Below are 20,463 nucleotides of genomic sequence, written 5' to 3' on the forward strand. Positions count from 1 at the left end.
ATCCAAATCTATTTAATTACTCCAAACATTTTGAAGTTTATTTTCCATATTCTTTCTTCTGTTTAACTCTTCATTGGCTAGATACTTATTGAAGTTATAAGCATCTTTTTGTAAATCAAAATTTTTCTTTGCCATTTTTTGCTGATTATAAGCACCATATAAAGCGCCGGCACCGCCTAAAACATTTCCTAATCTATCAAAATTAGTTACTTTATTTGCATCAGAACTTTTAAATAACCAATCTCCAAAATTACTAAAAGAATTTTTTAATCCATTTAAAAAACCACCACTGCTACTTGCTAAATTTGGAGTAAAATTGCTTGTTTTCATCAAAGTATCTGCAAAGCTAGAGCCTAGTCCTGTACCACCTTTTAAAGCTGTTATAAAATCCATGATTTCTCCTTTATACTAAACTTAATAATTCTTTGCCTAGATCTATCTCGCTAACTTCGCCTTTTTTTAACTTATCGTTAAAATCACTAGTTCTTACATTATTATTTGCACTTGATAAATCTTCAGCTTTTTTGGCATTATTTGATTTTCCGACCAAATTAAGCAAGGTTTTCCAGCTGTCAATATTACCTTCGCCTAAACCATTTAATTTTGTTGCAAGTTCTGCCATAGCCTTTAAATCCGCATCAGGATAGGCTTTTCTTAACTCGCTTTCTACTTGTGCGTATTTAGCGATTAGTGCATCTTGCTCTTCTTTGTCTTTTTGCTTTTTATCAAGCTCTTCAAGCCTTTTTAATTTCTCATCAAGTCCATCAAGTCCTAATTCTTTTAAATACTGCTCTCTTTGTAATTCTTGTTCGCTTGGTTCTTTCTTTGGATTTTTTAAAGCTTCAAGCTCACTCATTAAAGCATTTAATTTGTTGTCATTTTCACTTTTATAAGCTTCAAACATCGCCTTATAATCAGGCTCGTTCTCATTAGCAACCTGCATAGGTTCATTATCTGCTACTTGCGTAGGTTCGTCGCCATTATTAGCAACTTGTCCTTTATCATCATCTGTTATGGCATTTATTAAATCTTTTAAAGCATCATTTTCCATCTTCTTCATCCTTTATTTTATTGATTATTATGTCTAAAAAAGCCATAGTATCTAAAGCTTTTAACCTTAACTCTTTCTCATCGTTATTTTTTGCTATATAAAAACATTCACTATATTTTGCTTTGATAAAATCTATTAATTTCTTTCCTCCTTTGGTTTTAGATATATCGCTTTTAATTTCAATATTAAGCATTAGTTTCTCCTCGCATTTGCGGATTAATATCTTCATTGTTTTCAAAAGCAAATAAACTATTTACATTTTTTACACCTAAAATTGGTAATAATTCTTTAGTAAGTTCTTTGCTAGCATTTATAATCCCATAAGCAGAATCTGCATCTCCTATGCTCATATACATTTGATATAGTTGTGAAAATACTTGCATGCTAGCTTGAATTCCTGCACGTCTAATTTCTTTATTCATGGCACCTGTGCCGGTTTGAATTTTAAATCTAAAACTAGGAATATCCTCTCTTTGAAAACCATTAAAAAAACTATCTTCTCCATACTTAAAAACAAGCATTGCAAATCTATCAAATAAAGGCTCTATAAAGGTTTCGTTATACTGTCTTATGTAGTCAGCACTTCTTCTTCCACCTTCTTGTGCTTTTATGCTTATTTCTATTGCTGTTTCATTTTGTGCTGTTTGCGCGCCATTATTTTGTGGACTAATTCCTGTTACCTCTGTTAGCTCACTTTCTAATAATTGCAAATTTATTCCAGAACTATTTATATTTGGAGGAGGCAGTATTTGAATTCCTTTGGGGTCATCTGTATATATAGGCTTTCCTAGGGTTTCTATATCTTCTCTGCTTATTCCCATTGATTTTGGTACTATTATTTTTGGCATAATATGAGATCTTACAGCATCGATTAAAAGATTTCTTGTGATGTTAATTTCATCTTGCAAAGGCATAGCTGAAGCCATTATAGGCTCGCCATAAGCACTTACATAGTTTTCATTATCTATCTTTTTAAGTTGTGGTAGCATTGAACCCCAGATAAAAGGCTGTCCATCTTGCAAAGTAACTTCATTTCTAAGTAAATTATTTTCAAATAAGGTAGAAACCACCCACTCATCATCGTTTTTTCTTTCATAAATATCATAAAGCTTCACTTTTTTATATTCATCATCTTCATCAAAAAGCTTTTCAATTTCTATTTTTTTATAAAACCCTAGCTTTTGTCTTTCATGGATTTGATTATAAGTTAGATAAATTTCATTGACTATATAGCCTATATCTTCGCTATTTAGTGCATTTGGGTCAAAGAATATACTATCAATATCTACTCTTTCAATGCGTGGCATTCCTTTATGCCAAGTAACCTTAGCTATACTTGTTCCCACAAGTAAAACATCTAAGAAAAGCGGTTGAAAAATCTTAAACATATTGATTTTACCGCTATAAAAATCTATGGCATTTTGCCAAAGCTCTATAATAGTATCATCGCTATTGATATATGTTTCAATATCTGCCATTCTTTCGCTATTAAAATAAACTTCGTTTAGGCTAGTGATTAGGTATTTTACCTTAGAGTTTATTTTTGGTATATAGATACTTGATTTATTTCTTTTTCTCAATTTTTGCATTACCTTATTTTCAAGCAAATAAGCATCTTGCAACTCTTTAAAGTGTGGTTTGTAATTTTCATATCCACTTTTACTTTCGCTAATGAGTTGTGTTAAAAACGATACTCTCTCATCATTAGTTCTTTTTGTTTTCATTCATAATTCTCCATATTGTTGTTTTGCTTAAATTTGTTATTTTTAAAATATCTTTTTCATTCACTCCTTTTTCAAATAAAAACTCCGCAAATTCTCTTTTAAATTTCTTTTTAGAAATATTATTAAACCCTGATACAAGCTCTAAAAATTCATTTGCAAGACTTGACTTTATAGCCTCATCGCTTAAATTTGAAAGCTTTTTTATTTTGTTTACATCAATTGCATCATAGATCATTAAAAACTCACCAGCCATCATAACTCCAATCTTCATTAGTATTGTTTCTGCTGTATAGTTTTTCAAAAAAAGTTAATGCCACCGCATCGCTAACATCAGGACTTTTGCCATAATTCTTTTTTAAATACTCTTTTGAAACTATCTTTAAAAGCCCCTTGTCGCTATATTCATACTCAATCATTCTCATATCTTTTTTTAATTCTTCATCTTTAAAAAGCTCCATGTGTTTTAAGTTTTTAGCAAAGGTGAAATACATCTGCGCTCTTTTATTTAAGTATTCATTGCTAGTTGCAGAATTTGCAGAATTTGCCTCAAATACGGGCAAGCCATAATTTAACAAGACATCGTATACGCCAACGCCAAGACCGCAAGTATCTATAAAAATACCTTTTGGTTTATCTTCGCTTTGATTGTATTCAGCTAGTATTTTGTTTGCTAATTCTATAGTTCCAAGTTGTGAGTATTTTTTAATCTCATCAATTACAAAACCTTTTCTTTTTGCAAGAACACTCTTATCATCTCCATATCTTGCTACATCAAGCCCCCAAATATTCTCGCCTTGCATTTTTTCAATGCTAAAAGAGTTCTTGCTCATCGCATTTTCAATTTCACTTAGAGAAAATAATTCAGCACTCGAGCTATCTATAAACTCACCATAAATTTCTTGCTTGACAACTTCACTACCTTCTCCGCCTACTTCTTCAATTAATTCTTTAATTTGCTCTTCTTTTAAAAATGGATTATCATAGCTTGAGAATTGAAAATGTTTCCAATTTTTATCGCTGAGTTCTTTTCTACATAGCTCGTAAAATAGATTTTTTCCTTTAGGAACTCCACCGATAATTGCTCTTGATTTAGGGTTATCAAGCAACATAGGTCTTATAGCGTTGTACCAAAGATACTCTCCTTTACTACCTTTTAAAATAATTCCTGCTTCGTTTAAGATAACAAGGTCATATCCAAAACCTTCGATATTTTCACTTCTTTCAGCACTTCTCATATGAAGCACTGCTCCATTAATAATTAGTTTCTTGTCTTGCACACTCCATGAGTAAAAATCTTTTGGTAAGTTTTTTAACTCAGGTGTAAAATATAACTCGTAATAATTTTGTAAATTTGCTTGTATGGTATCCACCCATAAAACATTTTGTCCTAAAAGCAAGTTTTCGATAACAAACTTAGCACTTCCCCTTGTAAAACCAAGTCTTCTGCCCTTTGCTACAGTTATAAAGCGTGGATTTTTATCATCAAAAACTTTAAGTTGTGCAGGAGTGTAAGAAAAATCGATTTTTAATTTCATTTGATTTCACTTCTTATAATTTCAATTTTTTGAACGTTATCGCTAACTACTTCTTGTTTATCCACGTAGCCATGCTGATTTTTTAGCAAGAACATACTAACGCTAGGAGTATAAGTGCCGATTAAGGAATGGTTTAAAATATCCATTTCACATTTTTGTTTAGCTTGAGATACAATTTCTCCAAAATCCTTATCCTTCTCCCACTCGCCTAAGGTTTGCATTGTAATTCCTAAATACACAGCTAATCCCACTTTTGTTTTAGGTGCAAAAATAATACTCTCCTTAGTTTCTTTTAAGACAACTCTTTCATTAAAATAACTCTCTATTTTTGAAACAAGCTCTTCTTTTGTCATACTTTTGCCATTTGTCATCATTCTAGCCATCAAGCCACCCCTTCTTTAAAATTAAATTCTTTGATTTCTAAGTTTAAAAAAGATTTTTTAAAACTAATAATCTCATAATCGCCTTTTAAAACATTCTTATCGTTTTCAAATAACGCATCTAACACGCATTTTACGATATTGTCCCCATCGCCATGCCTTTTGCTGTTAAATCCTATTTTTAAAGAAAACTCATATTTCTTTTGCTTATCAAAGGCTTGAAAACAGCTAATATTATTTTGTCTTCTAAACTCCATTTGCAAGAGTTTTTTAAAATCTAAATATTTAAGATAATCTTTACATGCAAATTTAGATCTTTGCGTGGTTCTTTTATAAGGTACAGGATTGCTTTTTAAATCAATTTTTAAAATATACTTTTCCATTTCAGACTTTCTTAAATTTAGCTTATATTTTTAAAAGCCATTTTGACTTTTACTTTCTTTTGAAATTCTTCTTGATTCTCCTTAAAAAATTTTTTCTGCACCTTCTTAAAGTTATTATATTCTTCTTCATGGCTTAAAGATGTATATCCTTTTATCTTATAAGAAGTATTTATATATATATCTTTTCCTATGCGCTCTTGATTTTTAAATATAAAATCTATTAAAGCGTGTTTAAATTCGTTATTTTTTAGCATTTCTCCATCTTCGTAGGTTAATTCTCCAAAATTATTTAGACAAACCAACATATTAATTGATTTTGCTAATCGTTTAAAAAGGTTGCCCTGTCCATCATAACAAACATATGAGTATTTAAAATCACTTTCAAGCAATCTAAAAAATGGACTATTTTTATATTTATTTTTTAACCATTCTAAAAAAAATTCTTTGTCTTCAAAACGCTTTTTAAACTCGATTTCAGCTCTTTTGCAAACTCTTCTTAATTTCTCATAGGTTGTCCCTACGATATTCTCTCTTTCTAAAGTTTCGAAATAAAAATCTAAGAAAGCATGAATATCTTTTGCATCTTGCAAATATCTACCTACTATATCAGTTGCTTGAGCCTTATTAATTTCCAATAAGTCCATTAAAATTTGTATTTTTTCTTGCATTTTCTACTCCTTAAAAGCATCCTAAGAGCTTGTTTTTGTTCTCATCTTTCATTCCGTAATACTCCATCAAGCTATCAACCACACTAGGATTGGCTTCTTTTTTTCTGTTAAAACGCTGATTTTTTCTTGCTTCATTTTCTTTAGCGTATTTAAGCCATGTATAAAGACTTCCTGCCACACTTGACATTCTTTTTCCATTTCTTTTCCATTCCCTAGCATCCCAATAGCCTATAAAATCATTAGCCAACTCTTCACCAAAGTTTGTGCCATTTTTCTCATTAAAAGCTATTATTTGTCTCATGAGTTCATTTGCATTTGGGACTTTAAACTCTTTTTTTGCCATTTTCTCTAACTCCTTTTTGCTAAAATCAATAAAGCTCGTCACAAAAGAGGCGTTTTGATTAGAAACGCATTCTTTCTTTTCTTGATTATTTTTTAAATTTTCTAAATTCTCTTTTTTTATAAATTTATTATTATTAATATTTATATTATTTATAAATTTATTATCGTGTGCGTGCGTGCGTGTTTCTATATAATGCAAATTCTCTTTTTTTTCGTTTTCAGTAGTTAATTTTCTGTCGATTGATGAAGTGTTATTTTTAAGAGTTTTGCTTAGCTTTTCATCACTGCTTTTAAGCAAAGATAAAGATTTGTTAAAATGTTTTTTAACTTGATAATTTTCATCTTTTAAAATCCACTCATAAAAATTTAAAGATCCATTTCTAACCTTTTTAATTTCTAAAAGCCTTAGTTCAATTAATTCTTTTTTAGCAATTCTTAGTCTGTTTAAACTAATTCTTTGATTATTTTTAACTTTTATAAACTCTCTTAAATAGATCTCACTTACAATCGTTTTTTCACTAAGCTTTGCTAATTGAATATACAATGCTAAAGCATCAACACTAAGACCACCATAAGCTATAGTATTTGATAATTTTAAATAGCCTTTTCTCTCTCTTAGGCTTTTACGCCCCAAAGCTACATCAAAACTTGCTATAAAACTTGGTATCACTAACGCTCCTTTATGTTATAATTTAAATTAAAAAGGCTTTTTATGTTTAATTCTTTCTTATCCGAAATGCTAAAAACCGCCACTTTAGAAAATTTGTTATATTTTTTAATAGGTGTTTTATTTGGTTTAAGTATCCGTCCTTTGTTTTTATATTTAACTAAAAAACAAAAACTAAAAAGAGTTTGTATTAAAGATATGAAGCTAGAAAACGATTTGACAAAAAGACTATATCCTAACTTAGGATATAAATTAGTTACAAAAAAACTCCTTTTGAAATGGTTTTTAAAAAAGATAAATTTAAATACATTATTTGTCCTCACTACCGTGATAAAAAATGCGTTTTAGATAATAATAAATGCAAGATATTAAAATCCCAGCCGAAATACCAGCCACTAGAAACAGTCTAAAATGCAACATCATCAAAGTAAAAATAAATAATCCTATAATCTCAATCAATCTTTCAAGCATTTCATTCCTTAATCCGTTTTAAAAAGTCCTTTGCTATAATTTTTTTGCACCAAATCAAGAAAAGGACTTATCAAAATGGATGACAAGCAAAAACAAAAATCTACAGAAGCTAGAGTTTCAAAGTTAGAAGAACAAATCAAAGAGTTAGAAAACAGGATAAAACAGCTAGAACAAGCTGCACAACCACAACACTACTCTTTGGAAACTCCAAACTACCTAGGAGAAATCTAAGTCTTATTAAGACTTAGATTTTTATCATTCTCAAGCAAAGCACCAGCAAGCTCCATTTTATACATAGTTCCCATATATGCAAAGAGTAAATCTTCTACTTTTTCATATTTTCTTTTTTTCATAAGCTTAAGCATTATCTCATAGGTTTCATCGCTAATATCAATTTCAATCCTAACCCTTTTCATTGCCTTTTTCATTCTCTATCCTTTCTTTTTCTCCCACGCTTAGGTATGTTTATAATTTCATTCATTGTTTTACTCAAAATTTCAGAATCTCCCCATGCTTCTAATGGAATATTAAATTCATCTTTTAGTTTTAATGCGGTTTTTATATCAACCTTCCTATTGCCGTTAAGTTTTGCATACCAAGAGCTATTGGCTCCTCCAAATTTCAAAGTTATTTTTTTAATTAAATCTATTCTTTTCATAAATATAATTCTACAAAATGGATAATTAAAATTTTCTTAAAATAATCCGATTTGTAGAATTATAAATTATACAATATGTATAATTATTTTGGAATATAAGGTTATAAAATATGAATGGAGAGAATTTAAAGAAACTCTTAAAAAAGCATAATTTAACACAAAATGAGCTAGCAGAGAAATTAACCGCATATGGGTATAGAAATGGACATGGAATTAAAACTGCTGCAATTTCAAAATATGCATTAGGACAAAGAAAAATGACTGCAGAATTTATCGAAGCGGTTATGAAAGTTCTTGGAGAAACTGATGCAAATGTTTTAATATCAGATGAGCCAATTGAAGTACAAAGAATTAGAATTACTGGCTCTGTAAGTTGCGGCTTGCCAATTAATGATGTTTATGAGTGTCAAGATGAATTTACTTATATACCATTATCGCAAAATAAATCAAATTTAAAAGCAGCTAGAGCGAATGGCGATAGCATGTTTCCTATAATTGAAGATGGGGACATTATTATATATGATACAGACAGTTCAAAACCAAGACATGGAGATCTTGTTGTTTATACCTATAATAATAAAATTGCTTGCAAGATTTTTGTAGAAAAGAAAGATGTTGGAGTTATTGAATTTAAACCAGTTAACCAAAGTGATAGTTTTAAAACGACTACTTTTAGGATTGATATCGATGATATCGATGATTTGAAAATCTATAAAGTTGTAAAAATTCAAAAGATACCAAACAACCCAAAATCTAATTTAAAATTGGTAAATGAAAATTGAAATCTTTAAAAATTTTATAGAAGTGGTGGGATGAATTTTAAGCAATGGTTTTATTTTTATTTAAAGTTTTTATTTAACAAAGTGCAGTATAATATAAAATATTTTAGGTTTGTTTAATTATAGAGAAAGAAAACTTATGACAAAAATACAATCATTTTGGAATGGTTTTTACGGTAAGCAAATTAAGATGAAATTATCAAATTATGGAAAATTTCTAATAAGCTTAAAGATGCACAAGCCACAGAAAGAAAAGTTATTTCAGAAAAAAGATAAAAAGAATTTAGTTGTTTTAGCAAATAAATTAGTATCATAAAGATTATATTAATTTCCAAAAAAGGATATATAATGAGGAAAATGGATGCAGCATCGGAAAAAAGATTAATTGAAGCCGTATCTTATCTTAAAAAGATAAGTAAAGACGCATTAATGGCAAGGCTTTATCAAAAAATATTATTTTTATTAGAGTTGAAATATTATCAACAACATTCAAGACCGTTTATCGGTATAAATTTTAAAAGTTATAAATTTGGACCTTTTAGTCTTGATGTAGCAAAAGCTTTAGATGACCCTAAACCAAATTCAGAATGCTCAAACGAAGTTAAAGAAAAAATAGATGAAATATTAAAAGAATATAATCTTAATAGATTTGACCAAAAAACAATGGGAAAATCATTTAAAAAAATGATTGATTATATTCACTCTTTAGTGTTTTATAATCTAACTCCATTCGATTGTGATTTTAACTTTGATAATTATTCTTTTGAAGATTTATTTGAGAGAATTAACTCAAAGCTAGATGGTAAAAAATTAGAAGATGAGAAGTATAAATTTGCTTTAATTAACCAAAAAGCTAAGGAATACGAATGCCTATTCCAAATTTAGCTATTAATATAATAAGATTTTTAGTATCAACCTATAAATTAAAAAACGAAACATATGCTTATAGTGAATTTGGAAAATATATTAGAGTAACATTTTCAAAATTAAATGAAAAAAGTGATGTAAAAGAAATTTTAGATTTAATACGCAATTTCGATGAAAAGAAATTAGTGGAATTTTATGATTTATTAGTTTGCGCAACAAAAAATTTTAAAGATTTCTTAGTAGAATTTAAAGCCAAATTATTTTGTTTTATATGTGAAGAAATGAGAATTGAAATAAAATCCCTTATAAATAAATGAAAAACTCATAATCTTATCATTATTAGCTATTTTAGCTTTTGCTGATTATAATCAATACAAACCAAGTGAAGTTACTTGCAAGTTGGCAAGAGTATAAAAAGTTATAAAGCTGATTGTGGTAAATTTTAGTCTTTATTTTACTTATACCCTCAATACCCCATAAACCTTTTATATCCATCGCAAATAGTTTTTAATCTTCTTCTCGTTCTTTATAGAAATAATTATAAAATTTGTAGCTATCTTTATTAAACCAAAGAGTTTCTTCATTCTCTATTATCGATTTCATCTTATCGCTAAATCCCATTTCGTTTTTTATTTGTTTTTCAATTCCAGAAAAATAAAAATCAATTGTTTTATGTGATGGTTCAAACTTAAAAGAATTTTTCAATTTATCTAATTCATTTTGTAACGTTGGCTGTGATTCTAAAATTTTAAGTTGAAATTTTACATATTCAGCATATTTTTTTAATTTAAAATAATCTTCTATAATTGCTTTTTCTTTCGCTCCATCCATAAAATCAAGTAGCTCATCTTCGATATATTTAATTCTCTCTTTTAATTTTTCTATATATTCTTCACAATTGTCTATGCTATTAGATAAATATCTTAAATCTCTATCTAAAATTTTTCTGTCAACTCCTTTTGCATAAACATATAGAAAAAATATAAAATAAACAAAAAACCAAACTTCATTTTTTAAAAAACTCATAGATATAAAAACGCAAATAAAATACATTACTACACAGAATAGGAGCCATTTAAATTGAAATAAATTAGGAACTTTTAGATAAACATCTTTAATATTTTTTAAATTTTCAATTTTTATTTCACTGATTTTTTTAAAAAGTTCATATTTACTCATTCTATCATCTAGATAATCATCAAATGCTTCTTCTAGTTTATCTTCATATGTTTGATTTTTCAAAAAATATACCCTTTATTTTAATTCATATAACAAATTATACCACAAATATTTTTTAAAAATTATCCAAATTGTATAAATTTTAAGTTTGTTTTAATTATCCATTTTGTAGAATTATTTCAACAAAACAAAAAGGATAAAAAAATGCTAGAGGTTAAATTAGATTTAAGACCTGATATTAAAAAAATGCTAGAAATAGCCTTTGAAAGAAATTATTCAAAAAGTTACGCTTCTTTGGAAGAGTTTTTAGCTAATGTTCTTCATAATGCAGTTAAAAACTTAATCACCAAAGAAGCGTTTGAAAACAAAGGATTTGTTATTTCTCTCAAAGATTAGGAGTTTCGTTTAAAACTTGAAAATCTTTGTCATCTAGTCTTTTTTCAAGGGTTGCGACTTTACTTTCTAGCTCGCTAACTCTTAAAAGAAGATTATTAAGTTGAGCTTTTAAGCTTTGTATTTCGTCCATTACATCACCTTCCTAGAGTGAAAGTGATTATAACTAAAAAAAGGATAAAAAATGAGTTTTACAGATTTTTATTTTGATAGAGAAGAAAAAAGAATTTCTAGCCAAACAAAAGAATTAATTACAAATGAGTTTGAAAGCAAAGAGAATTTAGAAAATATATTTGCAAACTTGCAAGATTTTAAAAACTCTTTGGAAATAAGCTTAGAAGATGATGAAGAAATAGCAATATCCTTACAGGCTTATGGAGATGAATTTATAAGAAATGCTTATGAGCTTTTAGATAGAGTTAGAAAATTCGAAAAACACTGCAAAAAGCTTTTTTAAAAGTTTAACAAGTCCTTTAAAAAAGGGCTTTCTTAAGCTTTTGACCGCTTGAAAATTAAGCTTTACTATTGCGTTGATAGTTCTGTATAGCGGAAGGGTTAGCAAGTTATCCATAAACTTGGCTCGCTATTATTGTTTATAGTGCTATTTTTAAGGTTTTCTTGCACTTTAAAAACGACAGAAAATCAAGAGTTTAAGAAAAAGAAAGTATAATTATAAAGTTTAAGTTGCTAACTTGTCTCGGTGTTGAGAAAGGAGGCTAAAATGATTGAAAAATTAATAACTATTTTAATTCTAATTTTACAATTAGTTTTAGAGCTATTAAGACTTTACAATTAAATAGCCACACTTTTATAAAACACAGACAAATTTTAACCAAATCCGCTTAGCATAAACTTAAACGATTATACAATGCCGAGACTTGCGGATTTACTCGGCTTTATCGAAAATAAAAATAAATTTGATAAAATAACATTGTTTAAGTGGCTAATTTCTCTTGGTGGGGAAGGAGCTATTTTTAATGATAGAAAAGATTTTAAATATTATTTTCTTACTATTGAAAATAGTAAAAAAGTTGATTGAAATAATCAATCAACTAAACTAAAAAACCACTAAAATTATAGAATAGCCTTGCTTAGCCTATACTTAAACAATACTCACGCCAAGAGAGCAAGGCTCTTGGCTTTTCTTAAGCTCCTTTAATGCTTAAATGGGGCAACTTTACTACTTGAGAATTCGCCTTTTTGTTTTATTTCTACTATTTTAAAGAACTCAGTTGTCCCTTTTAAGCATTAATCTAAAAGGAGAAAAAATGAAAGCTTATCACACGAAAGAACAAGTCATCATAAAACTAAGTAAAGATGAATATAGAAAAGAAATAAAGCTAAACAAGTCTTTAAAAGATGAAAATAAACCTTTAAAAACTGAAATTTCTAATCTTGAAAATGAAAAAATAGAACTTTTAAAAGAGTTAAAAGACCAAATAGAAGCAAATATGAAAAATATAAAAGAAATTAGCTCTTTGCAAAATAAAATTTATGAGCTTCTTTATGCAAAAGAAAGGTCGAAACTATGTTCTTAAATAGTAAAAAAAATGAAAAAATAAGATATTTAGAAAAAGAAATTCAAAGGCTAAAAGGTGTAATAGCATTAAAAGATAGTGCTATAAATGAAATTTCATTGAAGTTAGAAGAAGAAATTGAAATCAATGTAAAACTTAGTAATTTTCGTATAAAAATACTTGATGCTTTAGGGCTTATAGGCGTTTTTAAAAACGATGATAAGGCTATTAAAGAAGTAAAAAGATTAAAGGAGAAGGAATTATGAAAAAACAAACAAAACCGCTAAGTATAAGAATTCCATTAGAATTAAAAGAAGAGTTGCAAAAAATAGCAGATAAAGAATACCGCCCTTTAGCAACTCAAATAGTTAAAATTTTAAGCGATTATGTTAAAATAACCAGTAAAAAGGAGTAATATGACAGAAGAGAAAGAAAACATTGTTAATTTTAAAATAAAAATTATCCATGAAGAAAACATAGAACTTGGGATAATGGCTAATTCTTTGTTAAGTTTTCAAAAATTAATGGATAGTTTTATATCAAAAGAACACGGTATAACACAAAGTAAAATTTTTTTAGAAAAGGTTGAAACTGGCAGTGATATATATTCTTTGGTTTTTGAAATAGCGGGAGAAGTTTTGCCTATTATTGCACCTATTCAAGCATTAAATGAATTTATAGAACTTATCATATCTTTTAAAAATATCAAATCAAAAAGTATAGAAGAAATAGAAGAAAATCCGCATTTTACTAAGTATAATGCCAATAATTTAAAAAATATATTTGCACCCGTTACTATAAATCAAAATACTTTTTTTATCAATCATAAAGGTGAAGAACTTTTGAGAATAAATAGTGATGAAGCTGAGCTTATTTATGAAAATGCTAACTACATTTGCGAAAAAAAGGAAATTGAATATCAAAAGATACATGAAAATGCTTTGATAACGATGTATAAAACTACAAATAAAATAGACAATAAAACAAAACATAAGGCAAAGTGCGATGCTTTAAGTCCTTATGCGGTTGATGTTAGTTTTAGTGATGAGAAAATAGCCGAAGAAGTTTTGAAAAATCCTTATGGATTTAATTTTTTAGTAGATTTAGAGTATTATAAAAACGATAAAAATAAAATCATTTTATATAGAATTTTTAACATAAAAGATAAAATATTTTTAGAATAAAAGAAAGGAGTAGCATGGCAGAAGAGAAAGAAAACATTGTTAAAAGAGTTTGTAAAGAGTTAAATATCACACAAAAGGAGTTAAGCGAGATTTTGGGGGTGCATCTTACTACTATTCAAAAATGGGTAGCTAATGATAATGATTTGCCTTTACAAGCTAAAAAATCTTTAAATTTGGTATTAGAAAATCATCGTTTAAAAACAAGACTTAAAATGCTTGATGAGTTTGTAAGATTATTTAAAGAGCTTCAAAAATAAGCATTTAAAGGTGTAAAGAAATTCTTTATACCTTTAAAATACAGAAAATTTATATATTTATTTTTAAAAAATATATATATTTTCTATAAAATATATTGACTTTTATATAATATTTATGTATAATTACTCTAAGAATACAGAATAATTCTGTAATGTTCTTTTAAAGTAAGAGTGTTTTAAGTTAGTTTTGTTAAAATTTGACTATGTTAGAGTTACTTAAGAACATAGGACTTGGCTTATTTGTCAATGGTAATTATGCTTTACTTAGTGGCAACATCACACTAAATAACACTTATATAGTGTTTGGCAGTGTGGCACTTATGGCACTTAGTATTTATGCAGATAGAAAGGAGAAAAAATGAGCGGCGAATATATAATCAGTGGATTTTTAACAATTTGCCTTATTATTGCTTCTTATGAGGCTTACAAAGCTTATAAAAAGGTAAAAAAACAACACTAAACTTATAAAACACTCTTGCTTTTAAATTAAAAAGCAAGAGTAATTATGCAAACTTTAACCCCAAAAACAATTTTTTTAAATACAGAAGTTGCAATATCTTATGAAACTTCAAAACAAAACATAAATAGCACTAAAAACTATCACGCTGATGAGCTCATAGAAAATATACACTATTTCTATGATTATGAGCAAACCAAAGGCGGAAGACAAAGAGTAATCAAATGGACCTTAGAAGGTGTTTATATGCTAGGCTTTTTTATAAAAAGTCCTAAGGCTAAAGAATACCGCAAAAAAGTAGCTAAGCTTTTAAGAGAGCAAACACAGGCTAGATTTAAAACCCTAAGCGATGAAAATCTAAGGCTTAATTCTTTAAATCATCATCAAAAAATAGGTTATAAATCTCAATTAAAACAACAAAAGGAACATTATGAAAACAAAATCAAAGCCCTAAAATACGACTTAGAAAATAAAAAGGAGTTAAGCTTTAAAAGAAAGCTTAGCAAGGAAGAATTACTAGAGCTTAGAAAAATACTAGCTAAGGATTATAATATGCTTTGCTTTAAAGAATGGGAATTTGAATTTTTAGCTGAAAAAATAGCATTAGAAAGTACAAAAATAACAACTTGGGATGCTGTTGTTAAGAAGCTAAAACAAACTCTTGATTATTGGCAAAATTATGATGAATACGAAGAAAAATGGAAAAAAATATTAAGGAGATGAGATGGGAATTTTAAAAAGACTTGATGAAACTATCATTATCAAAGATGATAGAAAAAATGAAAAAGAATTAGTTGAGTATTGCATTTTAGAAGGTATTTCTTTAAATGATGCAAACTTAGAAAATCTAAATTTAAGTGGTTTGGATTTTGATAATGTATTTATAAATGGTGCTAGTTTTAAAAACGCTAATTTAAATGATATTTCAAGCAAGAATGCATCTTTTATAGATTGCGATTTTAGTGGAGCAAGTTTCCATTTTTGTAATTTTCTAAGAACAGAATTTGAAAATTGTATATTTGAAAATGTAGATCTTAGGGACTGTATAGGAGATATGAAAAATATCTTTAGTGTTGTCGTTGATACCTATGTTATGACTTTTACAAAAACTATGATGAATTTAGGTTGTGATACTAAAACAATAAAAGAATGGCGTAATTTAAGCGTTGATGATTTAGAAGATGAAGAACAGAAATGGCTTTGGAGTTATTACAAGGATACTATTTTTGAAATTATAGATAAAAGATTAGGAGTTGAAAATGGTTAAAAAATATTTTAGAGAAAAAGAATTGAGCGAATATTTAGGAGTTAGTATAACATCATTATTTAAGTTAAGACAAGATGGTAAAATACCTTACATTCGCATAGGAAAATCCATAAGATATGAAATAAAAGAAATAGAAAAATGGCTTAAAGCTAAAAGACATTAAAAGCAAAACTCACAAAGAGAATTTAAGTAATTTCCATACCATTGCATAAGTTTTACTCTTAAATCAATTGCCTTGGCTCTGTTGTAAGCCCTTTCTATTTCATTGCCGCTTATATGATGTAATATCATTTCTGCTATATCTTTACTAATACCTTGCTGAATTAACTCATTGCTTTTATTAGTATAAACACTTCTAAAAGTAGAACGATATCCATGTATAGTGTGCTCTAAATTATAAAATTTAAAAAATCTTACAGCAAAATTCTCGCTAATAGTTCCATTATTATTAGCGAAAATATACTTTTTATCTCCATTTAAAATTCTTTGCATATCTAGTATCTTTAAAGCATATTTATTTAAAGGGATAATATTATCACCATTAGTTCTTACTTTCATTTCATCTGCTTTTATAATCCAAAGATTGTTTTCAAAGTCAATATCACTCCATTTAGCAAATCGAATATTTTTACTTCTTTGTGCTGTTAAAAGCGTAAAATAAATTGCATTAATTATAGTTGTATTTGTCCGTGGATGATTTTTATATTCTTTCATACATTCTAACATATTTTTTATTTCTTGTTCTTCTACTATAGCTTTAAAATGTTTAACTTTATTGTGATTTGCTTCATTGTAAAATTTCTTTAAATCTTTCAATTAAAGTATTATATCTGTTTTTAAGTCACCTCTTTGTCTACTAATCTCAAATATCCTACATAGCAAAGATATATTTTTATTTATTGTTTCGTATATTCCTTTTTTCTGCATTAAATCATAAATAGGTAGAAAATCATCTTTTTTCAATTCATTTATATCTTTTTGTCCCAAAGTTGGAATAATATATTTTTTAAAAATTGACTGTTCTTTTTTGATTGTAGCTGAATTTAATTTTTTAGATTTTATATCAACATAAAGAAAATTTGCTTTTTCAAGTGTCATAACCTTATCATTTTTGCCGATAAATTTTCCATCATACATTGATTTTAAAAGATCTTTTGCTTTTTCTCTTGCATTTGTAACATTTAAAACACCTTTTTGGCATTCCCCTATTGTTATAAAATTTTTAAATTTTGAAGCTCTTAAATAAAAAACTTTTTTACCTGTTGGATTAACTCGGACATATAATTCTTTTGGTTCTCCTACGCTAATCATATACCTTTTATCTTTTATTTCTAAATTGTCTATATCTTTTTGAGTTAGCATTAAAAAAACCTTTTTTAGTATTTTTGTAGCCAGAATTAGCTTTTTTACTTTGGCTACATAAATGGCTACAGAATTATAAGAAAAAATAGAAAAAATTTCAATCATAATGAAAAATTTTAATGTAGAAAAGTTGTTAAAATAGTGTATTTTGTATCTTAATATTACTTAATGAATTACTACTTGGTGTCCACGGCGAGATTCGAACTCACGGCCTCAAAATTAGGAATTTTGCGCTCTATCCTGCTGAGCTACGAGGACAGAAAGCGGGAAAAATCCCGCTAAAAATTTAACCGTTTCTTTTTTTGATGATTTCATCCGCAACATTTTTAGGAACTTCATCATAGTGATCAAATTCCATAGAATAAGTCGCACGACCTTGAGTTTGACTTCTAAGATCAGTTGAATAACCAAACATTTCAGCCAAAGGACAAAATGCTGTGATGATTTTATTTCCACCACGCTCATCCATGCTATTTACTTGACCACGACGTTTGTTAAGATCGCCAATAACATCACCCATGTAATCTTCAGGAGTTTCTACTTCGACTTTCATCATAGGCTCTAAGATCACAGCGCCTGCTTTTCTAGCACCTTCTTTAAAGCCCATAGAAGCAGCAAGTTTAAACGCCATCTCAGATGAATCCACTTCGTGATAACTTCCATCATAAACAGTTACTTTAACATCTTCTACAGGATAACCTGCTAAAACACCATTTTGTAATGCTTCTTGAACACCTTTATCAACTGCAGGAATGTATTCTTTTGGAATCACCCCACCTTTGATATCATTAACAAATTCATATCCACTACCTGGCTCAAGTGGTTCAAGGCGTAAGAATACATGTCCATACTGACCACGACCACCTGATTGTTTAGCGTATTTGTATTCTTGTTCAACAGCTTTTCTAATAGTTTCACGATAAGCAACTTGTGGTTGACCTACTTCAGCTTCAACTTTAAATTCACGAAGCATTCTATCAACGATAATTTCAAGGTGTAACTCACCCATACCTGAAATAATAGTTTGACCACTTTCTTCATCTGTAGAAACTCTAAAACTTGGATCTTCTTGTGCTAATTTATTTAAAGCAATAGACATTTTTTCTTGATCAGCTTTAGTTTTTGGCTCAACTGCAACAGAAATAACTGGATCTGGAAAATCCATTCTTTCAAGGATTACCTTATCTTTTTCACTTGCAAGAGTATCCCCTGTTAAAGTATCTTTAAGTCCTACAACAGCACCAATTTCTCCTGCGTAAAGCACTTTAATCTCTTCTCTTTTGTTAGAGTGCATTTTTAACAAACGACCAATTCTTTCTTTTTTATCTTTAGTTGAGTTATAAGCATAAGAACCGCTTTCTAAACAACCGCGATAAACACGCACGAAAGTAAGTTGTCCTACAAATGGATCTGTCATGATTTTAAATGCAAGTCCTGCAAACTCGCCATCATCGGTTGATTTTACAGAAACTTCTGTGCCATCTTCATATTCACCCTTGATATTTGCCACTTCATCAGGAGCTGGTAAATAAGCCACAACAGCATCAAGTAAAGGCTGAACCCCTTTATTTTTAAACGCTGTACCGCAAAGCATAGGAACGATAGAAAGACTTAAACATCCTGCTTTAATCCCTGTTTTAATCTCTTCAAGGCTTAATTCTTCTCCGCCTAAATATTTTTCCATCAACTCATCTGAAGTTTCAGAAACTGCTTCTATCATTTTTGTACGATATTCTTCTGCCTTTTCTTTAAGTTCAGCTGGAATTTCTTTTTCTACATAATCAGTTGGCTTAGTATCATCTTCCCAAACTAAAGCTTTCATAGTTACAAGATCGATTACGCCTTTAAAATTATCCTCAGCACCAATTGGAATTTGAAGTGGAACTGGATTAGCTTTTAAACGGTTGCGAATTTGATCTTCTACATTGTAAAAATTTGCACCGATTCTATCCATTTTGTTTACAAATACTATTCTTGGAACACCGTATTTATTTGCTTGTCTCCAAACTGTTTCACTTTGAGGTTGCACCCCACCCACTGAACAAAATACCGCAACAGCACCATCAAGAACACGCATAGATCTTTCAACTTCAATTGTAAAATCAACGTGGCCTGGAGTGTCAATAAGGTTGATTTGATGGTCTTTCCAAAAACAAGTTGTAGCCGCAGAAGTGATAGTAATCCCACGCTCTTTCTCTTGTTCCATCCAGTCCATAGTTGCAGCACCATCATGAACTTCACCGATTTTATGACTCATGCCTGTAAAGAAAAGAATTCTTTCAGATGTAGTCGTTTTACCCGCATCGATGTGAGCAGCAATACCGATATTTCTAACTTTTTTTAAAGGAGTACTTCTTGACATACACACTCCTTCTTACCAACGATAGTGAGCAAATGCTTTATTTGCTTCAGCCATTTTATAAGTATCTTCTTTCTTCTTAAATGAAGCACCTTTGCTATTAGCAGCATCTAAAAGCTCAGCTGCAAGTTTATCAATCATAGTTCTTTCACTTCTTTTTCTTGCAAAAGAAATAATCCAACGAATCGCCAAAGCTTGTTGTCTAGCAGGGCGAACTTCTACTGGAACTTGATAGGTTGCACCACCTACACGACGAGATTTCACTTCTAATAAAGGCTTGATATTTTCAATCGCATCATTAAAAATATCAATACCTTTTTTCTCGCCACCTTTTTTATCAATAGCTTCTAAAGCACCATACATAATTGTTGTAGCTGTGCTTTTTTTACCATCATACATTAAAGAATTAATAAATTTTGTGATTACTTTATTACCATAAATCGGATCAGGCAAGACTTCTCTTACCGGAGCTTTTCTTCTTCTCATTATTTTTCCTTCAAATTTTAAATTTTACTCAAACAAAATCAAATCTAACGGATTTGTCTGTATGAATGATTATTTTGCAGCGCCTGCTTTAGGGCGTTTAGCACCATATTTAGAACGAGAAACTGTTCTTTTTGCAACACCTGCTGTATCAAGAGCACCACGAACGATGTGATATTTAACCCCTGGTAAGTCTTTTACCCTACCGCCACGCACTAAAACAATGCTGTGTTCTTGCAAGTTATGACCTTCACCGCCGATATAGCTGATCACTTCAAAGCCACTAGTAAGTCTTACTTTGGCAACTTTTCTTAACGCTGAGTTTGGTTTTTTAGGTGTTGTAGTATAAACCCTAGTGCAAACTCCCCTTCTTTGTGGACAATTTTTAAGCGCTGGAGATTTAGATTTTTCTAAAACTTTTTTGCGCTCTTTTCTAACCAATTGATTTATGGTAGGCACAATAATTCCTTTCTTTAAAAA

The 20,463-nt window shown here is 28.9% G+C and carries 37 protein-coding genes and 1 tRNA gene; 18 read left to right on the forward strand and 20 right to left on the reverse strand.

Annotated elements, in window-relative coordinates; all coding sequences use genetic code 11:
- Positions 1 to 12: 12 nt before the first annotated feature.
- The 10 genes from AJN64_RS02015 to AJN64_RS02060 are packed head-to-tail and all read right to left on the reverse strand — an operon-like array spanning position 13 to position 6,753.
- Complete coding sequence (locus AJN64_RS02015) at positions 13 to 393, reverse strand: hypothetical protein (RefSeq protein ID WP_052784634.1); 381 nt, start codon at positions 391 to 393, stop codon at positions 13 to 15.
- 10 nt (positions 394 to 403) lie between these two features.
- The gene (locus AJN64_RS02020; protein WP_070292604.1) at positions 404 to 1,051 is read right to left on the reverse strand and encodes a hypothetical protein; all 648 of its coding nucleotides are present in this window, start codon (positions 1,049 to 1,051) and stop codon (positions 404 to 406) included.
- The gene (locus AJN64_RS02025; RefSeq protein WP_000931940.1) at positions 1,041 to 1,244 is read right to left on the reverse strand and encodes a hypothetical protein; all 204 of its coding nucleotides are present in this window, start codon (positions 1,242 to 1,244) and stop codon (positions 1,041 to 1,043) included. The genes AJN64_RS02020 and AJN64_RS02025 overlap by 11 nt, the downstream gene beginning before the upstream one ends.
- The gene (locus AJN64_RS02030; protein WP_070292605.1) at positions 1,237 to 2,775 is read right to left on the reverse strand and encodes a hypothetical protein; all 1,539 of its coding nucleotides are present in this window, start codon (positions 2,773 to 2,775) and stop codon (positions 1,237 to 1,239) included. Before AJN64_RS02030 ends, AJN64_RS02025 begins: the two co-directional genes overlap by 8 nt.
- Positions 2,756 to 3,028, reverse strand: a complete 273-nt coding sequence (locus AJN64_RS02035) for a hypothetical protein (RefSeq protein WP_002781524.1) — start codon at positions 3,026 to 3,028, stop codon at positions 2,756 to 2,758. Before AJN64_RS02035 ends, AJN64_RS02030 begins: the two co-directional genes overlap by 20 nt.
- Positions 3,018 to 4,310 carry a terminase gene (locus AJN64_RS02040; RefSeq protein WP_044778790.1) on the reverse strand — a complete coding sequence of 431 codons (1,293 nt, stop codon included), beginning with the start codon at positions 4,308 to 4,310 and terminating at the stop codon, positions 3,018 to 3,020. Before AJN64_RS02040 ends, AJN64_RS02035 begins: the two co-directional genes overlap by 11 nt.
- Positions 4,307 to 4,693, reverse strand: a complete 387-nt coding sequence (locus AJN64_RS02045) for a terminase small subunit (RefSeq protein ID WP_002826748.1) — start codon at positions 4,691 to 4,693, stop codon at positions 4,307 to 4,309. Before AJN64_RS02045 ends, AJN64_RS02040 begins: the two co-directional genes overlap by 4 nt.
- A complete protein-coding gene (locus AJN64_RS02050) occupies positions 4,693 to 5,073 on the reverse strand; it encodes a hypothetical protein (protein WP_002871223.1) in 381 nt (126 codons plus the stop codon). The genes AJN64_RS02045 and AJN64_RS02050 overlap by 1 nt, the downstream gene beginning before the upstream one ends.
- A 17-nt stretch (positions 5,074 to 5,090) precedes the next feature.
- Complete coding sequence (locus AJN64_RS02055; protein WP_052824632.1) at positions 5,091 to 5,741, reverse strand: hypothetical protein; 651 nt, start codon at positions 5,739 to 5,741, stop codon at positions 5,091 to 5,093.
- 10 nt (positions 5,742 to 5,751) lie between these two features.
- Positions 5,752 to 6,753 carry a hypothetical protein gene (locus AJN64_RS02060; protein WP_070292606.1) on the reverse strand — a complete coding sequence of 334 codons (1,002 nt, stop codon included), beginning with the start codon at positions 6,751 to 6,753 and terminating at the stop codon, positions 5,752 to 5,754.
- Between the two features lie 42 nt (positions 6,754 to 6,795).
- On the opposite strand from AJN64_RS02060, the gene AJN64_RS02065 reads away from it, so the two are divergent.
- Together AJN64_RS02065 and AJN64_RS09500 are read left to right on the forward strand one after the other, a co-directional pair.
- Complete coding sequence (locus tag AJN64_RS02065; protein ID WP_002873587.1) at positions 6,796 to 7,098, forward strand: hypothetical protein; 303 nt, start codon at positions 6,796 to 6,798, stop codon at positions 7,096 to 7,098.
- A 198-nt stretch (positions 7,099 to 7,296) separates the two neighbouring features.
- On the forward strand, positions 7,297 to 7,452 hold the full coding sequence (locus AJN64_RS09500) for a hypothetical protein (protein WP_162844509.1): 156 nt from the start codon (positions 7,297 to 7,299) through the stop codon (positions 7,450 to 7,452).
- Here the strand turns inward: AJN64_RS09500 and AJN64_RS02070 are convergent.
- Together AJN64_RS02070 and AJN64_RS02075 are read right to left on the reverse strand one after the other, a co-directional pair.
- A complete protein-coding gene (locus tag AJN64_RS02070) occupies positions 7,449 to 7,649 on the reverse strand; it encodes a hypothetical protein (protein WP_070292607.1) in 201 nt (66 codons plus the stop codon). The two genes, AJN64_RS09500 and AJN64_RS02070, sit on opposite strands and share 4 nt — an antisense overlap.
- Positions 7,646 to 7,879, reverse strand: coding sequence for a hypothetical protein (locus AJN64_RS02075; RefSeq protein WP_032599974.1), 234 nt, complete (start codon positions 7,877 to 7,879; stop codon positions 7,646 to 7,648). Before AJN64_RS02075 ends, AJN64_RS02070 begins: the two co-directional genes overlap by 4 nt.
- A 110-nt stretch (positions 7,880 to 7,989) precedes the next feature.
- On the opposite strand from AJN64_RS02075, the gene AJN64_RS02080 reads away from it, so the two are divergent.
- From AJN64_RS02080 to AJN64_RS02090, 4 genes are all read left to right on the forward strand, one after another.
- Complete coding sequence (locus AJN64_RS02080) at positions 7,990 to 8,661, forward strand: LexA family transcriptional regulator (protein ID WP_070292608.1); 672 nt, start codon at positions 7,990 to 7,992, stop codon at positions 8,659 to 8,661.
- A gap of 136 nt (positions 8,662 to 8,797) precedes the next feature.
- Positions 8,798 to 8,974, forward strand: coding sequence for a hypothetical protein (locus AJN64_RS09505; protein WP_002819537.1), 177 nt, complete (start codon positions 8,798 to 8,800; stop codon positions 8,972 to 8,974).
- Between the two features lie 32 nt (positions 8,975 to 9,006).
- Entirely contained in the window at positions 9,007 to 9,543 is a 537-nt protein-coding gene (locus AJN64_RS02085; RefSeq protein ID WP_002819544.1) for a type II toxin-antitoxin system antitoxin SocA domain-containing protein, read from the forward strand.
- Positions 9,525 to 9,842 carry a hypothetical protein gene (locus tag AJN64_RS02090; RefSeq protein ID WP_002881987.1) on the forward strand — a complete coding sequence of 106 codons (318 nt, stop codon included), beginning with the start codon at positions 9,525 to 9,527 and terminating at the stop codon, positions 9,840 to 9,842. The genes AJN64_RS02085 and AJN64_RS02090 overlap by 19 nt, the downstream gene beginning before the upstream one ends.
- A gap of 190 nt (positions 9,843 to 10,032) precedes the next feature.
- On the opposite strand, the gene AJN64_RS02095 is transcribed toward AJN64_RS02090, so the two are convergent.
- Positions 10,033 to 10,767, reverse strand: a complete 735-nt coding sequence (locus tag AJN64_RS02095) for a hypothetical protein (protein WP_002881990.1) — start codon at positions 10,765 to 10,767, stop codon at positions 10,033 to 10,035.
- 141 nt (positions 10,768 to 10,908) lie between these two features.
- Here AJN64_RS02095 and AJN64_RS02100 point away from each other — a divergent pair, with 141 nt between their 5' ends.
- The gene (locus AJN64_RS02100; protein WP_002783990.1) at positions 10,909 to 11,100 is read left to right on the forward strand and encodes a hypothetical protein; all 192 of its coding nucleotides are present in this window, start codon (positions 10,909 to 10,911) and stop codon (positions 11,098 to 11,100) included.
- Here AJN64_RS02100 and AJN64_RS09510 read toward each other — a convergent pair.
- Complete coding sequence (locus AJN64_RS09510) at positions 11,090 to 11,230, reverse strand: hypothetical protein (protein WP_002881938.1); 141 nt, start codon at positions 11,228 to 11,230, stop codon at positions 11,090 to 11,092. The genes AJN64_RS02100 and AJN64_RS09510 overlap by 11 nt on opposite strands.
- A 51-nt stretch (positions 11,231 to 11,281) precedes the next feature.
- Here AJN64_RS09510 and AJN64_RS02105 point away from each other — a divergent pair, with 51 nt between their 5' ends.
- The 11 genes from AJN64_RS02105 to AJN64_RS02140 all read left to right on the forward strand — a co-directional run bounded on the left by AJN64_RS02105 (position 11,282) and on the right by AJN64_RS02140 (position 15,942).
- A complete protein-coding gene (locus AJN64_RS02105; RefSeq protein WP_002881937.1) occupies positions 11,282 to 11,554 on the forward strand; it encodes a hypothetical protein in 273 nt (90 codons plus the stop codon).
- A 411-nt stretch (positions 11,555 to 11,965) separates the two neighbouring features.
- Positions 11,966 to 12,136: a hypothetical protein gene (locus AJN64_RS09515; protein WP_186820829.1), complete on the forward strand. Its 171-nt coding sequence runs from the start codon at positions 11,966 to 11,968 to the stop codon at positions 12,134 to 12,136.
- Positions 12,137 to 12,365: 229 nt separating this feature from the next.
- Positions 12,366 to 12,635 carry a hypothetical protein gene (locus AJN64_RS02110; protein WP_070292609.1) on the forward strand — a complete coding sequence of 90 codons (270 nt, stop codon included), beginning with the start codon at positions 12,366 to 12,368 and terminating at the stop codon, positions 12,633 to 12,635.
- Entirely contained in the window at positions 12,626 to 12,880 is a 255-nt protein-coding gene (locus AJN64_RS02115) for a hypothetical protein (RefSeq protein ID WP_070292610.1), read from the forward strand. The genes AJN64_RS02110 and AJN64_RS02115 overlap by 10 nt, the downstream gene beginning before the upstream one ends.
- A complete protein-coding gene (locus AJN64_RS09520; protein ID WP_002881929.1) occupies positions 12,877 to 13,029 on the forward strand; it encodes a hypothetical protein in 153 nt (50 codons plus the stop codon). The genes AJN64_RS02115 and AJN64_RS09520 overlap by 4 nt, the downstream gene beginning before the upstream one ends.
- Position 13,030: 1 nt before the next feature.
- Positions 13,031 to 13,798: an RloG protein gene (locus AJN64_RS02120; RefSeq protein WP_070273997.1), complete on the forward strand. Its 768-nt coding sequence runs from the start codon at positions 13,031 to 13,033 to the stop codon at positions 13,796 to 13,798.
- A 14-nt stretch (positions 13,799 to 13,812) separates the two neighbouring features.
- Positions 13,813 to 14,055, forward strand: a complete 243-nt coding sequence (locus AJN64_RS02125) for a helix-turn-helix domain-containing protein (RefSeq protein ID WP_070240596.1) — start codon at positions 13,813 to 13,815, stop codon at positions 14,053 to 14,055.
- 203 nt (positions 14,056 to 14,258) lie between these two features.
- Positions 14,259 to 14,417 carry a hypothetical protein gene (locus AJN64_RS09525; protein WP_002826568.1) on the forward strand — a complete coding sequence of 53 codons (159 nt, stop codon included), beginning with the start codon at positions 14,259 to 14,261 and terminating at the stop codon, positions 14,415 to 14,417.
- Positions 14,418 to 14,560: 143 nt separating this feature from the next.
- Complete coding sequence (locus AJN64_RS02130; protein WP_070248390.1) at positions 14,561 to 15,235, forward strand: antirepressor; 675 nt, start codon at positions 14,561 to 14,563, stop codon at positions 15,233 to 15,235.
- A 1-nt stretch (position 15,236) separates the two neighbouring features.
- Complete coding sequence (locus AJN64_RS02135) at positions 15,237 to 15,779, forward strand: pentapeptide repeat-containing protein (RefSeq protein ID WP_070240604.1); 543 nt, start codon at positions 15,237 to 15,239, stop codon at positions 15,777 to 15,779.
- Positions 15,772 to 15,942, forward strand: a complete 171-nt coding sequence (locus tag AJN64_RS02140) for a helix-turn-helix transcriptional regulator (protein ID WP_002864902.1) — start codon at positions 15,772 to 15,774, stop codon at positions 15,940 to 15,942. Before AJN64_RS02135 ends, AJN64_RS02140 begins: the two co-directional genes overlap by 8 nt.
- Here AJN64_RS02140 and AJN64_RS09710 read toward each other — a convergent pair.
- From AJN64_RS09710 to rpsL, 6 genes are all read right to left on the reverse strand, one after another.
- Positions 15,939 to 16,595 carry a tyrosine-type recombinase/integrase gene (locus AJN64_RS09710; RefSeq protein WP_261665703.1) on the reverse strand — a complete coding sequence of 219 codons (657 nt, stop codon included), beginning with the start codon at positions 16,593 to 16,595 and terminating at the stop codon, positions 15,939 to 15,941. The two genes, AJN64_RS02140 and AJN64_RS09710, sit on opposite strands and share 4 nt — an antisense overlap.
- The gene (locus tag AJN64_RS09715; RefSeq protein WP_261665704.1) at positions 16,596 to 17,141 is read right to left on the reverse strand and encodes an Arm DNA-binding domain-containing protein; all 546 of its coding nucleotides are present in this window, start codon (positions 17,139 to 17,141) and stop codon (positions 16,596 to 16,598) included. It lies immediately after the preceding gene.
- Between the two features lie 181 nt (positions 17,142 to 17,322).
- Positions 17,323 to 17,399: transfer RNA gene (locus AJN64_RS02150), tRNA-Arg, on the reverse strand.
- Positions 17,400 to 17,427: 28 nt separating this feature from the next.
- Positions 17,428 to 19,503 (reverse strand): elongation factor G, encoded by a 2,076-nt coding sequence (gene fusA, locus AJN64_RS02155; RefSeq protein WP_053872511.1) that lies wholly within the window; start codon positions 19,501 to 19,503, stop codon positions 17,428 to 17,430.
- A 12-nt stretch (positions 19,504 to 19,515) separates the two neighbouring features.
- A complete protein-coding gene (rpsG, locus tag AJN64_RS02160) occupies positions 19,516 to 19,986 on the reverse strand; it encodes a 30S ribosomal protein S7 (protein ID WP_002779471.1) in 471 nt (156 codons plus the stop codon).
- Positions 19,987 to 20,055: 69 nt separating this feature from the next.
- Positions 20,056 to 20,442, reverse strand: a complete 387-nt coding sequence (gene rpsL, locus AJN64_RS02165; protein ID WP_002782934.1) for a 30S ribosomal protein S12 — start codon at positions 20,440 to 20,442, stop codon at positions 20,056 to 20,058.
- Between the last annotated feature and the right edge of the window lie 21 nt (positions 20,443 to 20,463).

Source organism: Campylobacter sp. BCW_4332, from assembly GCF_001763175.1.
Lineage (GTDB): Bacteria > Campylobacterota > Campylobacteria > Campylobacterales > Campylobacteraceae > Campylobacter_D > Campylobacter_D jejuni.

What these genes read in the sequence shown, in the direction of transcription:
- AJN64_RS02015 (WP_052784634.1), bottom strand. Translation starts at nt 393, where the DNA reads ATGGATTTTATAACAGCTTTAAAAGGTGGTACAGGACTAGGCTCTAGC.
- AJN64_RS02020 (WP_070292604.1), bottom strand. Translation starts at nt 1,051, where the DNA reads ATGGAAAATGATGCTTTAAAAGATTTAATAAATGCCATAACAGATGAT.
- AJN64_RS02025 (WP_000931940.1), bottom strand. Translation starts at nt 1,244, where the DNA reads ATGCTTAATATTGAAATTAAAAGCGATATATCTAAAACCAAAGGAGGA.
- AJN64_RS02030 (WP_070292605.1), bottom strand. Translation starts at nt 2,775, where the DNA reads ATGAAAACAAAAAGAACTAATGATGAGAGAGTATCGTTTTTAACACAA.
- AJN64_RS02035 (WP_002781524.1), bottom strand. Translation starts at nt 3,028, where the DNA reads ATGGCTGGTGAGTTTTTAATGATCTATGATGCAATTGATGTAAACAAA.
- AJN64_RS02040 (WP_044778790.1), bottom strand. Translation starts at nt 4,310, where the DNA reads ATGAAATTAAAAATCGATTTTTCTTACACTCCTGCACAACTTAAAGTT.
- AJN64_RS02045 (WP_002826748.1), bottom strand. Translation starts at nt 4,693, where the DNA reads ATGGCTAGAATGATGACAAATGGCAAAAGTATGACAAAAGAAGAGCTT.
- AJN64_RS02050 (WP_002871223.1), bottom strand. Translation starts at nt 5,073, where the DNA reads ATGGAAAAGTATATTTTAAAAATTGATTTAAAAAGCAATCCTGTACCT.
- AJN64_RS02055 (WP_052824632.1), bottom strand. Translation starts at nt 5,741, where the DNA reads ATGCAAGAAAAAATACAAATTTTAATGGACTTATTGGAAATTAATAAG.
- AJN64_RS02065 (WP_002873587.1), top strand. Translation starts at nt 6,796, where the DNA reads ATGTTTAATTCTTTCTTATCCGAAATGCTAAAAACCGCCACTTTAGAA.
- AJN64_RS09500 (WP_162844509.1), top strand. Translation starts at nt 7,297, where the DNA reads ATGGATGACAAGCAAAAACAAAAATCTACAGAAGCTAGAGTTTCAAAG.
- AJN64_RS02070 (WP_070292607.1), bottom strand. Translation starts at nt 7,649, where the DNA reads ATGAAAAAGGCAATGAAAAGGGTTAGGATTGAAATTGATATTAGCGAT.
- AJN64_RS02075 (WP_032599974.1), bottom strand. Translation starts at nt 7,879, where the DNA reads ATGAAAAGAATAGATTTAATTAAAAAAATAACTTTGAAATTTGGAGGA.
- AJN64_RS02080 (WP_070292608.1), top strand. Translation starts at nt 7,990, where the DNA reads ATGAATGGAGAGAATTTAAAGAAACTCTTAAAAAAGCATAATTTAACA.
- AJN64_RS09505 (WP_002819537.1), top strand. Translation starts at nt 8,798, where the DNA reads ATGACAAAAATACAATCATTTTGGAATGGTTTTTACGGTAAGCAAATT.
- AJN64_RS02085 (WP_002819544.1), top strand. Translation starts at nt 9,007, where the DNA reads ATGAGGAAAATGGATGCAGCATCGGAAAAAAGATTAATTGAAGCCGTA.
- AJN64_RS02090 (WP_002881987.1), top strand. Translation starts at nt 9,525, where the DNA reads ATGCCTATTCCAAATTTAGCTATTAATATAATAAGATTTTTAGTATCA.
- AJN64_RS02100 (WP_002783990.1), top strand. Translation starts at nt 10,909, where the DNA reads ATGCTAGAGGTTAAATTAGATTTAAGACCTGATATTAAAAAAATGCTA.
- AJN64_RS09510 (WP_002881938.1), bottom strand. Translation starts at nt 11,230, where the DNA reads ATGGACGAAATACAAAGCTTAAAAGCTCAACTTAATAATCTTCTTTTA.
- AJN64_RS02105 (WP_002881937.1), top strand. Translation starts at nt 11,282, where the DNA reads ATGAGTTTTACAGATTTTTATTTTGATAGAGAAGAAAAAAGAATTTCT.
- AJN64_RS09515 (WP_186820829.1), top strand. Translation starts at nt 11,966, where the DNA reads ATGCCGAGACTTGCGGATTTACTCGGCTTTATCGAAAATAAAAATAAA.
- AJN64_RS02110 (WP_070292609.1), top strand. Translation starts at nt 12,366, where the DNA reads ATGAAAGCTTATCACACGAAAGAACAAGTCATCATAAAACTAAGTAAA.
- AJN64_RS02115 (WP_070292610.1), top strand. Translation starts at nt 12,626, where the DNA reads ATGTTCTTAAATAGTAAAAAAAATGAAAAAATAAGATATTTAGAAAAA.
- AJN64_RS09520 (WP_002881929.1), top strand. Translation starts at nt 12,877, where the DNA reads ATGAAAAAACAAACAAAACCGCTAAGTATAAGAATTCCATTAGAATTA.
- AJN64_RS02120 (WP_070273997.1), top strand. Translation starts at nt 13,031, where the DNA reads ATGACAGAAGAGAAAGAAAACATTGTTAATTTTAAAATAAAAATTATC.
- AJN64_RS02125 (WP_070240596.1), top strand. Translation starts at nt 13,813, where the DNA reads ATGGCAGAAGAGAAAGAAAACATTGTTAAAAGAGTTTGTAAAGAGTTA.
- AJN64_RS09525 (WP_002826568.1), top strand. Translation starts at nt 14,259, where the DNA reads ATGTTAGAGTTACTTAAGAACATAGGACTTGGCTTATTTGTCAATGGT.
- AJN64_RS02130 (WP_070248390.1), top strand. Translation starts at nt 14,561, where the DNA reads ATGCAAACTTTAACCCCAAAAACAATTTTTTTAAATACAGAAGTTGCA.
- AJN64_RS02135 (WP_070240604.1), top strand. Translation starts at nt 15,237, where the DNA reads ATGGGAATTTTAAAAAGACTTGATGAAACTATCATTATCAAAGATGAT.
- AJN64_RS02140 (WP_002864902.1), top strand. Translation starts at nt 15,772, where the DNA reads ATGGTTAAAAAATATTTTAGAGAAAAAGAATTGAGCGAATATTTAGGA.
- AJN64_RS09715 (WP_261665704.1), bottom strand. Translation starts at nt 17,141, where the DNA reads ATGCTAACTCAAAAAGATATAGACAATTTAGAAATAAAAGATAAAAGG.
- fusA (WP_053872511.1), bottom strand. Translation starts at nt 19,503, where the DNA reads ATGTCAAGAAGTACTCCTTTAAAAAAAGTTAGAAATATCGGTATTGCT.
- rpsG (WP_002779471.1), bottom strand. Translation starts at nt 19,986, where the DNA reads ATGAGAAGAAGAAAAGCTCCGGTAAGAGAAGTCTTGCCTGATCCGATT.